12 protein-coding genes are annotated in these 13,405 nt (G+C 61.9%); 10 read left to right on the top strand and 2 right to left on the bottom strand.

All coding sequences use genetic code 11. The features are described from left to right. Nucleotides 1-238 precede the first annotated feature (238 nt). The gene (gene rplJ / locus E3T38_RS14505; protein ID WP_104083138.1) at nt 239-754 is read left to right on the top strand and encodes a 50S ribosomal protein L10; all 516 of its coding nucleotides are present in this window, start codon (nt 239-241) and stop codon (nt 752-754) included. A 55-nt stretch (nt 755-809) separates the two neighbouring features. Then, nucleotides 810-1,193: a 50S ribosomal protein L7/L12 gene (rplL, locus tag E3T38_RS14500; RefSeq protein ID WP_104192488.1), complete on the top strand. Its 384-nt coding sequence runs from the start codon at nt 810-812 to the stop codon at nt 1,191-1,193. Nucleotides 1,194-1,367: 174 nt separating this feature from the next. Here the strand turns inward: rplL and E3T38_RS14495 are convergent, their stop codons facing one another. Further along, the gene (locus tag E3T38_RS14495; RefSeq protein ID WP_104196826.1) at nt 1,368-2,396 is read right to left on the bottom strand and encodes a LacI family DNA-binding transcriptional regulator; all 1,029 of its coding nucleotides are present in this window, start codon (nt 2,394-2,396) and stop codon (nt 1,368-1,370) included. A gap of 329 nt (nt 2,397-2,725) precedes the next feature. Here E3T38_RS14495 and E3T38_RS14490 point away from each other — a divergent pair, with 329 nt between their 5' ends. The 3 genes from E3T38_RS14490 to E3T38_RS14480 all read left to right on the top strand — a co-directional run bounded on the left by E3T38_RS14490 (nt 2,726) and on the right by E3T38_RS14480 (nt 6,301). Then, nucleotides 2,726-4,045, top strand: a complete 1,320-nt coding sequence (locus E3T38_RS14490; protein WP_134548841.1) for an ABC transporter substrate-binding protein — start codon at nt 2,726-2,728, stop codon at nt 4,043-4,045. A gap of 151 nt (nt 4,046-4,196) precedes the next feature. Next, entirely contained in the window at nt 4,197-5,330 is a 1,134-nt protein-coding gene (locus tag E3T38_RS14485; RefSeq protein ID WP_134548840.1) for a carbohydrate ABC transporter permease, read from the top strand. Beyond that, a complete protein-coding gene (locus E3T38_RS14480; RefSeq protein WP_134548839.1) occupies nt 5,327-6,301 on the top strand; it encodes a carbohydrate ABC transporter permease in 975 nt (324 codons plus the stop codon). The genes E3T38_RS14485 and E3T38_RS14480 overlap by 4 nt, the downstream gene beginning before the upstream one ends. Before the next feature lie 64 nt (nt 6,302-6,365). Here E3T38_RS14480 and E3T38_RS14475 read toward each other — a convergent pair whose 3' ends face one another. Continuing rightward, nucleotides 6,366-7,097, bottom strand: a complete 732-nt coding sequence (locus tag E3T38_RS14475) for a GntR family transcriptional regulator (protein ID WP_166805531.1) — start codon at nt 7,095-7,097, stop codon at nt 6,366-6,368. Between the two features lie 290 nt (nt 7,098-7,387). On the opposite strand from E3T38_RS14475, the gene E3T38_RS14470 reads away from it, so the two are divergent. From E3T38_RS14470 to E3T38_RS14450, 5 genes are read left to right on the top strand one after another with little or no spacing between them, the layout of a single operon-like run. Continuing rightward, nucleotides 7,388-8,527, top strand: a complete 1,140-nt coding sequence (locus E3T38_RS14470) for an ABC transporter substrate-binding protein (protein WP_134548837.1) — start codon at nt 7,388-7,390, stop codon at nt 8,525-8,527. Then, nucleotides 8,524-9,465, top strand: coding sequence for an ABC transporter permease subunit (locus E3T38_RS14465; protein ID WP_134548836.1), 942 nt, complete (start codon nt 8,524-8,526; stop codon nt 9,463-9,465). Before E3T38_RS14470 ends, E3T38_RS14465 begins: the two co-directional genes overlap by 4 nt. Further along, on the top strand, nt 9,462-10,328 hold the full coding sequence (locus E3T38_RS14460; protein ID WP_134548835.1) for an ABC transporter permease: 867 nt from the start codon (nt 9,462-9,464) through the stop codon (nt 10,326-10,328). The genes E3T38_RS14465 and E3T38_RS14460 overlap by 4 nt, the downstream gene beginning before the upstream one ends. After that, nucleotides 10,325-11,392, top strand: a complete 1,068-nt coding sequence (locus E3T38_RS14455) for an ABC transporter ATP-binding protein (RefSeq protein WP_134548834.1) — start codon at nt 10,325-10,327, stop codon at nt 11,390-11,392. Before E3T38_RS14460 ends, E3T38_RS14455 begins: the two co-directional genes overlap by 4 nt. Then, on the top strand, nt 11,393-13,372 hold the full coding sequence (locus E3T38_RS14450; RefSeq protein WP_134548833.1) for an HAD hydrolase-like protein: 1,980 nt from the start codon (nt 11,393-11,395) through the stop codon (nt 13,370-13,372). It abuts the gene before it with no gap. Nucleotides 13,373-13,405 lie beyond the last annotated feature (33 nt).

The following is a 13,405-nucleotide window of genomic DNA, read 5'->3' as shown; positions in this document are numbered from 1 at the left end:
TTTGCACGGTGCTAGACGCTCGCCTATGCTGAAACCTAGCCACAGACCGCCGGTTGCTGCGCCATGTTGAAAGACAGAAGTGCAGACGAAGGTTCATTCACGTGAACGGCCCGCGCAGGTGTTCGAAGTTCAGTTACAGTCTTTCAGATTGTTGCCCAAGCTCCGGCGCCCTGCGCTGGAGCTTTTTTCATGTCTGCGCCCCGGGCTACCCGGCACATGATTATTAATGAGGAGCACCATGGCGAACAAGGAAGCAACGGTCGCCGAGCTTACGGAGAAATTCCAGAGCTCGACCGCCGTTCTGCTCACCGAGTACCGCGGTCTCACTGTTGCGCAGCTCAAGAGCCTGCGTACGTCCATCAGTGAGGACGCCACGTACGCCGTGGTAAAGAACACGCTCACCAAGATTGCGGCCAACAAGGCCGGCATCACCTCGTTCGACGAGGAACTTGTCGGTCCGTCCGCTATCGCCTTCGTGCACGGAGACCCCGTCGCCGTCGCGAAGACCCTGCGTGCCTTTACCAAGGCAAACCCTCTCCTGGTGGTAAAGGGCGGTTACTTTGACGGTAACCCGCTCACCGCAGCGGAGGTTGGCAAGCTTGCCGACCTCGAGTCCCGCGAGGTGCTGCTGGCCAAGCTGGCCGGCGCCTTCAAGGCATCGCTGTTCGGAGCCGCTTATCTCTTCCAGGCACCGCTGTCGAAGGCTGTTCGCACCATCGACGCGCTGCGTGAGAAGCAGGAGTCCGCGAACTAGGCATCTGCCTGGCATCACGGTTCACGAATTTTTAAGAAACTAAAAGGAGTACATCATGGCAAAGCTTTCCACTGAAGACCTGCTTGAGCAGTTCAAGGGCCTGACCCTCATCGAGCTCTCCGAGTTCGTCAAGGCGTTCGAGGAGACCTTCGAGGTCACCGCAGCCGCTCCCGTCGCCGCTGCCGGAGCCGCTGGCCCCGCCGCTGCTGCAGAAGAGGTTGAAGAGCAGACCGCATTCGACGTCATCCTTGACGCCGTCGGCGACAAGAAGATCCAGGTCATCAAGGTTGTGCGCGAGCTCACCAGCCTGGGCCTCGGCGAGGCCAAGGCCGTTGTCGATGGCGCGCCGAAGGCCGTCCTCGAGGGCGTTGCCAAGGACGCTGCCGACAAGGCCAAGGCTTCGCTCGAAGAGGCCGGCGCCACCGTTACCCTCAAGTAATCTAGGCCCCGTGAGGGGCTCTGATTGAGGCGTAGCCGACCGGCTTCGTGCCGATCATTGCGCAGGGGGCGTCATTTCCGTAAGGAGACGGCGCCCCCTTTGTCGTACCCGCCGTCATTCATTCATGGTGGTTGGTTCCCGGTCGGTTGCGGATTCCGGGGCTCGTTCCGGTTGTCATTCGGCCCGCAAGGCGCGAAGCGCGCGCGGCGCACTGGTGCTCGATCGGATGACCAGGCTGGTGGGCAAAACGGCCGATGCGCCGATGCTGCTCCCGCTGGCGAGTCCGTCCAGCAGCGTGCGCACTGCGAGCTGGCCCTGGGTGCGCGGATGCTGCGCGAGGGTGGTGAGACGAAACATCTCGGAGTGCGGATGTCCGTCGATGCCAATGACGCTGAGTTCGGTGGGTACCCGGATACCTAGCTCGCGGGCCGCGAGAATCAGCCCGAAGGCAATCTCGTCACTCGCCGCGAAGATCGCGGTAGGACGACGGCGAGGATCTCCGAGAATGGCCAGGCCCCTGGCGTACCCACCGGGCATGGTGAAATCAGAGGAGTAGAAGCATCCGCTGACCGGCAGGCCGGCTTCCGTCATCGCGGCCTCAAAGCCGCGCAGCCGATTACTGTGCACCTCGAAGTCCATCTCGTCGGCCTGGCTGCCACCCACGTGCACGATGTCGCGATGCCCGAGACTGAGCAGATGTTCGGTGGCGAGTCGCGCGGCGGCGACGTCGTCGATCTCGATTGTGGCCACGCCGCGGATGGGCCCACCGATGCCGACGAGGGGGCGGCGAAGGCGATGCAGCTGGTCGACCTCCTGCTCGCTGAGCGCGACGCAGACGGAGATAATGCCGTCGAATCGTTTGCGGGCCAGGAAGAACTCAAAGACCCGGTCGCGCTCCGGGGAAGCAGGCGGAAGGTTGTATAGCGTCATGTCGTAGCCGTGTTCGAGCAAGGCTAATTCCAGGCTCTCCAGGACCTCCCCGAAAAACCAGCGGCTGATGTACGGGATGATCACGCCGACACTCTGGGTGCGGCCGGTCACAAGACTTGCGGCGTTCGGTGACGCGACGTACCCAATTTGCCGGGCAGCAGCGATGACCTTCGCTCGGGTCTCCGTGGAGACATAGCCACGACCGCTCAGCGCACGGCTGGCCGTGGCTTTGGCCACTCCGGCGAGGCGCGCGACATCGGCGATCGCGCTCATCTGTGCCTCCGTCTGTGGTGACTGCTTCTCATACCCTAGCGTGCGTTTGCCGGGCATGGAATCGGTTCCATGATATCCCTTGATTCTCCTGCGATGCAGCCGCTAAACTTTGATATCGGTCGATGATATGGCTCTGATCTTTGCCATTTTGTTACATCTCCGGACTTGCTATCCCGCTACGGGTAACGTAATTTATGGTCTGGAACCGGTTCCCGAAATTCGATCAAAAGACCTGTCCCAACGGTTGGTCCCACCTCGGTAACGCCAGCTCCATCCACAGCTCAAACGTGCACAACCTGATCCGGCACCACTCAAAGAGGAGAAATAAGATGCGGCCTTCCCTGCACCGTCGAATTACAGCACCGATCGCCATGGCGGCGATAGCCGGCCTGACCTTGGCCGGTTGTTCCGGCGGCCCCGGCGCCACCACCGCCGAGTCCGGCGCCGCGGGAGACGGAGTCGTCACCGTCTACAGCACCATCGCCGACGCCGAAGCCACGCTCCTCGAAGAGTCCTGGGCCGGCTGGGAGAAAGACAACAAGATCGACATTCAGTACGAATCGTCGAAGGAGTTCGAATCGCAGATCTCCATTCGGGCGCAGGGCGGAAGCGCTCCCGATATCGCGATCTTCCCGCAGCCTGGCCTCATGAAGGACCTCGCGTCGCGCAATTTCCTCAAGCCGGCCCCGGCGGCCGTCGAGGCTAATGTTGACAAGAACTGGTCGGCCGACTGGAAGGCCTACGGCACCGTAGATGGCACGCTGTACGGCGCACCGTTGATGGCCAGCGTCAAGGGTTTCGTTTGGTATTCACCGGCGAAATTCAAGGAGTGGGGCGTTGAAGTCCCCACCACGTGGGATGAGCTACTGGCCGTTACCAAGACCATCCAGGAAAAGACCGGCGCGGCTCCCTGGTGCGCGGGCTTCGGCTCCGGCGACGCCACCGGTTGGCCGGGCACCGACTGGGTCGAAGACCTGGTGCTGCGCGAGGCCGGCGCTGAGACCTACGACAAGTGGGTCGCCAACGAGATTCCCTTCACCGACCCGGCCATCAAGAGTGCCTTCGACTCTGTTGGTGAAATTCTGCTCAACCCCAACTACGTCAACGCCACCTATGGCGATGTCAAGTCGATCATCAGCACCCCGTTCGGAGATGTCGCGACCCCCATTTCCAACGGCACCTGCGCAATGACCCACCAGGCCTCTTTCTTCGATGGCTTCATCACGGATGCCGGCGGAACAGTCGGACCGGACGCCGACGTCTGGGCCTTCATCACTCCCTCGGTCAAGGCCGGCGGCCAATCGGTCACCGGTGGTGGCGAAATCGTCGGTGCATTCTCCGATGACGCCGACACCCAGAAGGTGCTGGAATACCTCTCGAGCGCTGATTGGGCCAACAGCCGGGTCGGTCTCGGCGGTGTGATCAGCGCGAACAAGGGCCTCGATGCGTCGAACGCAAAAAGCCCCATTCTGCAGGAAGCGATCACTATCCTGCAGGACCCGGAAACCACGTTCCGCTTCGACGCTTCCGACCTAATGCCGGGTGCCGTGGGAGCGGGAACGTTCTTCAAGGGCATCGTCAGTTGGGTCAACGGCACGCCGACCGACGAGGTGCTCACGAGCATCGAAGCGGGCTGGCCGTCCAACTAGCTGGAACAGCCATCACTCAGGCATGAAAACGGTGTGCCGTCCGCTTCGAATACCGGGCGGCACACCGTGCGTGGCAGGTGTGCGTTATCGATACGGCTCCACCGGTTGTCAGCGAATACCAGGATTTACTGTCGTACTCGAAAGGTTTCAGATGTCCGCTTTCTTCTCCTGGCTGGCGCAATTACCAGCGCTGGCACAAGTCCCCATCATCATCCTGGCTTTCGGTGTCGTCGTCGGTGCCATCTTGTTTTTTGTCGAGATCGCGCCACGCTCTGGCCGGATTTACACGGTCATTCGTCTTGCCGTCTGCGTTCTGGCACCACTGCTTATCTTGCTGGTTGCCAACTCCTACACCTGGGCCATCATTGGGGCCGGTGTCTTGGGACTCGGGTTCTTCTACATCGACTACCGCGCGCGCAAGGGTGCTGGCTACCTGTTCCAGCTGGTCGGTTTTCTCGCACCGGCTCTAATCCTGCTCGGCATCGGCCTGGTCATTCCGACCATTCAAACCACGGTGCAGGCCTTCATGAGCGCTCGCGGTGACCGGTTCGTTGGCCTGGACAACTTCGCCTGGATCTTCACCCAGCCCGAGAATGTGCGCATCGTGCTCAACACCGTTATCTGGGTGCTGATCGTTCCGACCATCTCGACCATCGCCGGGCTCGCGTACGCGGTGTTCATCGATAAGAGCCGCGGTGAGAAGTACTTCAAGATTCTGGTCTTCATGCCGATGGCCATCTCCCTGGTGGGAGCATCCATTATTTGGCGTTTCGTCTACACGGCCCGTCCGGCCGACCAGGAGCAGATCGGCCTGCTGAACCAGCTCGTGGTCATGTTCGGCGGGCAGCCGGTGGACTTTCTCTCGGTGTCGCCGTTCAATACCCTGTTTCTCATCGTGATTCTCATCTGGGTTCAGACCGGGTTCGCCATGGTGGTGCTGTCTGCCGCCATCAAGGGCGTACCGACCGAGCAGATGGAGGCGGCCGAACTCGATGGCACCAACGCCTGGGAGCAGTTCGTGAACGTGACCATTCCCGGCATCCGCAGCGCCCTCGTGGTCGTTCTGACGACGATTTCTATTGTTTCACTCAAGGTCTTCGACATTGTGCGCACCACCACGGCCGGATCAAACGAGACCAGCGTCGTGGCCAACGAGATGTATACCCAGTTCAAGAACTTCGAGCAGGGCCGTTCAGCCGCCTTCGCCCTGGTGCTGTTTCTGCTAGTGCTGCCGATCGTCGTCTACAACGCCCGCCAGATCAAGAAGCAGAGGGAAATCCGATGAGCTCCGTCATGCCCGTACGACTTCCCGTGGACGCCCAGACCACGCGGCGCCTTCGTCGCGGAGTACGCCGAATGGAGTCGCCCATCGCCCGCAACACCAAGAAGCGACTCACCAGCCGCGGGGCGACCATTGGGGCGCTCATCATCGCGGTGCTGTGGTCTATCCCCACGCTGGGCCTGTTCGTATCGTCGTTCCGGCCTGCGCAGCAGGTGCGCACCACCGGGTGGTGGACTATTTTCACCAACACCGGGGTCACCTTCGACAACTACATCGCGGCGCTCGCTGCTGGCAACAGCCAGCTCAATCTGGCCGGGTCATTCATCAACTCGGTCGCGATCACCCTGCCGGCCACGCTCATTCCGTTGATGATTGCCAGCCTCGCGGCCTATGCCTTCGCCTGGATTGACTTTCGGGGCAAGAACGCCATGTTCATCGGCGTCTTTGCCTTGCAGATCGTGCCGATTCAGATGGCCCTCGTGCCGCTCCTGCAGTTCTTCTCCGGCGGCACTGTTTTTGGCTTCCCGGTCGTCGCGGCGCTCAACCCCGGCAGCGGCTATTCGCAGGTGTGGATCGCGCACACGATGTTCGCTCTTCCGCTGGCCATCTACCTGCTGCACAACTTCGTCGCGGAGATACCGAGCGAGGTCATTGAAGCGGCCAGGGTCGACGGCGCCGGCCACGGGCAGATCTTCTTTCGCATCGTGTTGCCGCTGACCATGCCGGCCATCGCGTCGATTGCCATCTTCCAGTTTCTCTGGGTCTGGAACGACCTGCTGGTGGCGCTGATCTTCGCGGACGGCGCGGTCGCTCCGATGACCAAACTGCTCGCCGAACTCTCCGGTGCCCGCGGGCAGGACTGGCATCTGCTCACGGCCGGTGCCTTCCTGTCGATTCTGGTTCCACTGATCGTCTTCTTCTCCCTGCAACGCTTCTTCGTGCGCGGACTGCTCGCCGGGTCGACCAAGGGCTAGCCGAGCCGGTGACGCTCCGGTGAATGGATGCCGGGGGCCCACTCTGGCACGCTAGCTCTCGCAGTCATTTCCAGCGCAAGGCGTTGGCGTTGAGGGAGTTGTCGACCACAAGGCTGATGGTGTCGGCGACGTAGCGGTCGACCGACCACTCCAGCGGCACGCCGTCGCGGCTGAAACTCATCCGTTTATGCATGAGCATCGGGGATCCGCGGCGCACATCGAGCAGCCGGGCATCTTCCGCCCCTGCTGGACAGGCGGAAAACTGATGCTCCGCGCGGGAGAAGGTGATTTTGGCCGTCGCTGCGAGCCAGGCAGTCACCGACGGGCAGTCGGACGGAATCCGCTCCACCTCGGCGCCGACCGAATCCCGGTAGCGGGTGCGCTCCACCATGATGGCATCGCCGTCGAGCAGGCGAACCCGCACGACACAGAACACGCGAGCAGCGTTCGGCAACCGAAGTGCCTCACGATCGAGCGGCGAAGCGTTCTGCCACACCCCCGAGATGACCTGGCCGGCCGGTACGCGCCCGCGCGACGAGGCCCATTGGGCAAAACTCCGAAACTCTTCAAACGTCACCGCCGACCGGGGCTCACCGATGACGGTACGCCGACTGCCGCGACGGGAGGCTAAAACTCCCTCGGTTTCGAGCTCGCCCAGCGCCTGCCGGATAGTACCGGGGGCAACGGCAAATTCTTCGGAGAGCACACGTTCGCTGGGCAGTTGACTCCCGCGTGCGTAGAGCCCCCGCGTAATTGCGCCTCGAATGGCTTCTGCGATGTCGTGATACCTTGCCACGCCCAACCTCACTCTGTGCGGCCTGGCTTTGACAGCCCGGCCTGGTTCACCTTCCAAAGTATTGCGTCACCGCAACGTAGCGTGACCGGACCGGCCTCACGCTTGGGGGTTCACCGAGCGTTCACCCTTTCGTTACTTAATTTACCCATCCCGGCCAAACTTCTCTAGTGAACTTCAATCGTCAACGATCAAAGTTCACTAGATAAGTCGAATGAACGATGACGTTTTGCCTTGGGAGTCTCCGTCGGCGACCCACTCGTACACGATCATTCTGGCTGAAGAGGATTTCCATGAACACATCGCGCCGCCGTTACCTGCCCGCAGTCCTGCTTGTCAGCGCACTCGGCCTGTCTGGTTGTACAAGTACCTCCAACGACGCTGCCGGGGACGTCGACTGGGCCGCCGCGACCTCCGTCGAGACCGGCGGTGGGTTGGACAGTCTCGTGAGCGCTGCGCAGGCTGAAGGAACTCTGAACGTCATGGGCCTATATGCGGACTGGGCGAATTACGGCGTCTTGATCGAGGAATTCACGGCCACCTACGGTATCGAAGTAGACAACGACACCTCGGCCGGTTCCAGCCAGGACCAGGTCAACGCCATCAAGAACCGCGTCGGCCAGAGCCGGTCCCTGGACTACCTCGACACTGGAGTTTCCTTCGCCAATAGCGCAAGTGCCGAGGGACTCCTGGCCGAATATCGTCCCGCGACGGTCGCTGACATTGACTCGTCATTCACCGATGCCGAGGGCATGTGGACGAACCAATACGGCGGCTACGTCACCATCGGGTGTGACGCGGCCGCAGTCGCGGTGTGTCCCACCTCATTCGCCCAACTCAACGACCCGCAGTACGTCGGCAAAGTCGCCCTCACCGGAAATCCTGCCCAGGGCGAATCTGGCTTCAACGCAGTCTGGGCCGCAGCGATGGCGACGGGTGGCAGTCTCGACGACATCCAGCCCGGTATCGAGTTCATGGCGGAGTTGTCGGCGCGCGGCATCCTCATTCCCGTCGAGGCCAACGCCGGCACCCTGGAAACCGGTGAAACCCCCATCATCATCAACTGGGATTACCTCAATTTGGCCGTGGCCGATGACACTGCCGCGGCTGGTGTCGATTTTCAGGTGGTCATCCCGACCGACGGCACCATGGCGTCCTACTACGCCGCGTCAATCAACGCGGACGCCCCACACCCCGCTGCGGCACGCCTATGGATCGAGTTCATGTACTCCGATGAGGGCCAGAACATCCTGCTCAATGGTTACACCCGACCGGTGCGATTCGATGCCCTAATCCAGTCCGGTGCTGTCGACACGGCTGCGGCCGACAAGCTCCCGATCGTGGTGAATGGATTCGAGCTTCCGTCGGAAGCCCAGCGCAGCTCCGCCAACCTGCTCCTCGCTGAGAAGTGGGACGCAGCGGTCGCCTCGTGACCCCCACGGTGGCCACGCGCAACGCCCCCTCGGCCCCTGGTGCGATCGAGCGGGCGATATGTCGCATTCATTCGTTGCGTGCCCGGGCCGAACGCCGAACCGCTTCCTTCTGGGGACTCATCCCGTTCCTTGCCTTCATCGTGCTTTTTTTGGGCGTACCGGTCTGCGGCATCGTGCTGTCGGCGTTCCGGGTGGCCGACGTGAACGAGCCGGGAAACTACGTGCCCAGCCTGGCCAACTTTGCGGCCAGTTTTCGGGGCGCATCCTGGGACGCAATGCGAAACAGCTTGCAGATTAGCGTCATCGCAGCACTGGTCGGCGGCATCGTGGGCCTGGCCCTCGCGCAGGCCATTCTCACTACGCGCTCCAGGAAACTCAGCGCTGTGGTCACCGTGCTCACGAGCGTACTGGCCAATTCCGGAGGCGTTCCTCTCGCTTTCTCCTTTATTGCAGCGGTCGGCAACGCGGGCATCATCACCGGACTTTTGTCGCTCACAGACCGGGGCTTCACCCTCTACAGCAGTGGCGGCCTCATCCTGATGTACCAGTATTTTCTGATACCGACCATGGTCATGGTTGTTCTCCCCACCCTGACCGGCCTGCGCGTGGAATGGAAGGAGGCGGCCGCCTCCGTGGGGGCAACCAGCTGGCAGTTCTGGAAGAAGATCGCCTTGCCTATCGCCAGTCCAGCGATTCTGAGCGGCTTCGTCCTGCTCTTCGGGGCATCATTTGCGACCCACGCGTCGGCGGCGGCCCTGATCGGCGGCGGCGGGGTACCCCTTATCAGCCTGCGCATCGACAGTGGACTGGCCGGTGGCAACCTGGCTGGCCAGGAGAATGTCGCCATGGCGCTGGGTGTCAACATGATCGTCGTGGCCCTAATCGTCTTGCTCATCTACATGCCCCTGCAGAAACGGAGTCTCAAGTGGTTCAAGTGAGTCGGAAAACTCGCGCGGCTCGGGGTATCCGTGTCGTGGCGCCGGGGCTCAGCTGGGCTTTGATCATCCTGATGGCGCTCTACATTGCGGTGCCCATGCTGTGCGCTTTCGCCTTCAGTATCTACGTGCCCACTGCCGGGTTCACTTTTGAGCCATATCTAGAATCGGTGCGCGACCCGGGGTTTCCTGGTGCGCTATCGCTGACACTGCTCATAACTGTTTTGACCGTTGTGGGGTTGCTGGCCCTTATGGTTCCGACCATGGTCTATCTCCACCTTCGGGCGCCACGGTGGCGTCCCATTATCGAGATCGTCTGCACGATCCCTCTCGTCGTACCGTCAATCGCCCTAGCGGCCGGGTTGGTCACGGTGTTGCGCAGCATGGCCGGTTTCGGTCGCGGTTCTCTGCCAGCTCAGGTCAGCCAGCTGCTTCAAAACCCTGACCTGCCCGTCGTTCTGGTCGGCAGCTACATTGTCTTGACCTTGCCGTTCGTCTTTCGATCGCTCGATGCTGGTCTGCGCACCATTGACCTGCGCACCCTGGTCGAGAGTGCCCATTCGCTCGGTGCGAGCGGCGCCACGGTGCTCCGACGGGTCATCCTGCCCAACATCAAGGGGCCAGTAATCTTCTCTGCGTTTTTCTGTATAGCACTGTGCCTGGGTGAATTCACGGTGGCGGTGACGCTGGGCTATCGAACCCTGCCGGTCTGGCTCACCCAAATCGCCGGCTCCAACTTTCGCGCTTCCATTTCCATGTCCCTCCTCATCAACGCCCTCACCTGGGCCTTGTTGATCGCCATGACAGTACTCGCCGGACGGGCAGCCCCTGCGCGCGCCCTGGCCTTGAAAGGACACGAATCGTGACGCTCACAGCAACAACCGCTCACCCCCGAAGTACAACGGCGGCGCGTATCGAGTACACCGCGGTGAGCAAGAAGTTTGGTGACACCACTGTGCTCACTGGCCTTGACCTCACCGTCGAACCCGGGGAATTCGTCGCGCTGCTCGGCCCTTCCGGCTGCGGAAAATCAACAGCACTGCGTATTCTCGCTGGGTTCGAGACCGCGTCGAGCGGTACTCTCACGGTGGATGGGCGCGATGTATTGCGGGTTCCGGCCCACCGTCGCGGCATCGGCATGGTGTCTCAGTCCTACAGCCTGTTTCCCAACCTCAGTGTGGCCGACAACGTGTCGTTCGGGCTCGTCGTGCGACGCGAAGTTAAGGCCAGGCGGGTAGCGAAACTCACCTCTCTGCTCGATCTGGTCGGGCTGCCCGGTTACGCAGACCGGTTTCCAGCCCAGCTCTCCGGCGGGCAGCAACAGCGCGTCGCGCTGGCACGAGCCCTCGCGATTGAGCCCCGGGTACTGCTCCTCGATGAACCGCTGTCGGCGCTCGATGCCAAGGTGCGTTCTTCGCTTCGGGAGGAGATTCGCAACCTGCAGCTGCGTCTCGGAATCACAATGCTCTTCGTCACTCATGACCAGGATGAAGCACTGGCGATGGCCGATCGGGTCGCGGTCATGCGGGGCGGTGGAATCGAACAGATTGACCAGCCGGGAGTTCTCTACGACCAACCGAGTACTGATTTCGTTGCTCGTTTCGTCGGTACTACGAACCAACTCGCCGTCGCCCGCGGCGCCGCCATCCCCGATCTCTGGGTGCCTCTGCGTGAGGGCGACCATGATTTGCTCTACATACGGCCCGAATCGCTCATGTTCGAGGAGTACGACCGCGGATGTGCCCACATCGTTTCCCACGTTTACCGAGGTGCCACCACTCGCATCACGGCCAAAATCGACGGCAGCATTAGTCGCGGAAGTTCCGAGATCAAGGTCGACGTTCCCTCAGCCAGCGTCACCGAGTTACCGATCGGCCTCAGAGTCCGGGTTCGCCTCACGGGGCGCCCGGCACTTCGAGTGGAGGCATAAATGCAAGCGCAATTTCTCAACACCCGCATCGACGTGAGCGTGAGCCTGCTGCCGGGCGCAGCATCCGCGATTATCTTTGATTGCGACGGACTGCTCGCCGACACCGAGGATCTGTGGCTTCGCGCTGTCGATGCCTGCGCGAACGCGCACGGCACATCCCTGACCGACTTGGCCGGGTTTCGTGGTGGCGCGATAGATGACGTGGCCGCGCAGCTCGTGACGATTTTCAAGGTCGCCGGGCTTCCAGCTCCCGTGGTGGGTGAATTGGTGACGTCACTGTCCGAAGAATTTCAGGCGCTAGTCGCCCAGGAGGCGATAGCGATGCCGGGAGCGGTGGCCATGGTGAGGGAACTCGCGGCGCGGTTTCCCGTCGCGGTCGCATCGAACAGCCCGCGTGCGCTGCTCGATCAGATTCTGGAGCGTATCGGTGTGCATACCTTGATCACCTGTTCTGTCGCCCGGGATGAGGTGTCGGCTTCCAAGCCAGCTCCCGATCTGTACGTGGCTGCCCTGCGCAAACTACGAGAGCTCGATCCCTCGGTAAACGCCGAGACGGCCGTCGCCTTCGAAGACTCAGCGGTGGGGGCGTTGGCTGCCACGAGCGCCGGCCTGCTCGTCGTCGGCGTCAACGCTGACCCGGCAGTGGTCCTCGGCTGCCACGTACGGCACAACACTCTGCTCGAAGAAGAACTCGTCGCGTGGGCCCAAGTCGTGGAACGGGAGACGCCCACGCATCTCGAGCCGTCCGCCGTCGTCGTCGGCTCCTTTGACGCGGCGACTTCGACTCTGACCGTGCAGTGCACGTATTCAACCGAACAAGCGGCGCGTGTGCAGGTTTATGCGCAGAAAGACTGTCGGTGGAACGAACTGCCGGAAAGCCCACCCGTGGCAGCGGCTTCCGCGCTGACCGATAGGGAACCTTTATCAATGGATCTGGCGCACCTCCCGGACGGGGCCTATCGCTTTTTGCTGGTGACGGATGGGTTAGTGCCGGAGTGGAATGGGCGCACCGGTGAATTCACGGTGCGGACCAATATGCTCGGGGCGCAGGCGGCAGCGTCAAAAATCGCCGCGCCCGCTGTGTTCTCTCCAAAAATGCCGGAGCGGGGCGTGGCTGCCATGACCTGGAATCTCTGGTTCGGCGGATGTCACTCCAACGACGGGCACGCCAAGCAGGTCGCCTACCTTCAAGAATTTCCCCACTCGATCGTGGCCCTGCAGGAGTGTTTCGGAGCTCATGGCCGTCAGTTGGCGGCAGCGTTGGGTTGGAATATCGCTCAACAGGGTCATGACACAGCGGTGATCAGCCCGTATCCCGTGTCGCTTCATCACACCGAGACCGATACGTTCGCGACCTGTGCCACCGTTTTCACACCGAACGGCGCCGTCACGGTGTGGTCTGTGCACCTGTGGCATGCGGACTACGGCCCGTATACCGCCGACGAGGCAGGTATTCCTGCGCGCTACACCCTCGCAAGCCGAGGCGAACGCCGGCGCACAGCACAGCTCGCGGAAATCTTGTCGGAGCAGGGTCGGCTCGAAAGTGAGGGCATCGTGTCTGCACAGGACCCAATTCTCGTCATGGGCGATTTCAACGTGCCCTCGCATCTGGACTGGAAGCCGGGGCACCACACGAACAGCGTCGAGTGGCCTGCCTCACGCATGCTCGAGGTCGCAGGGTACGCCGATGCATTTCGAGTCGTTCATCCCGATGTCGCTGCCGTGCCCGGACACACGTGGTCCCCTATCATTTCGGCTGATGAGGAGCCTCGAGACCGGATTGACTTTATCTATAGCCGCGGGGCGCGCGCTTTGGAGGCGTTCACCGTTGCTTCTGAGATAGAAAGTGCAGCACCCCCGATACTCAGCGCCACCGGAAAGCGCTGTGTCGGCCTGGGCGCAGATATTCTGGGCCACCACCTGGAGAATGCGTGGCCGACCGACCACGCAGCTGTCGTGGCCCGGTTAGCGTGGAAGTGACGGAGGGTCCCGGGCCGAATGGGGACATCCGCT

It is taken from the genome of Cryobacterium sp. Hb1, from assembly GCF_004403585.1.
GTDB lineage: Bacteria > Actinomycetota > Actinomycetes > Actinomycetales > Microbacteriaceae > Cryobacterium > Cryobacterium lyxosi.
This window is presented reverse-complemented; position numbering and strand designations above follow the sequence as displayed.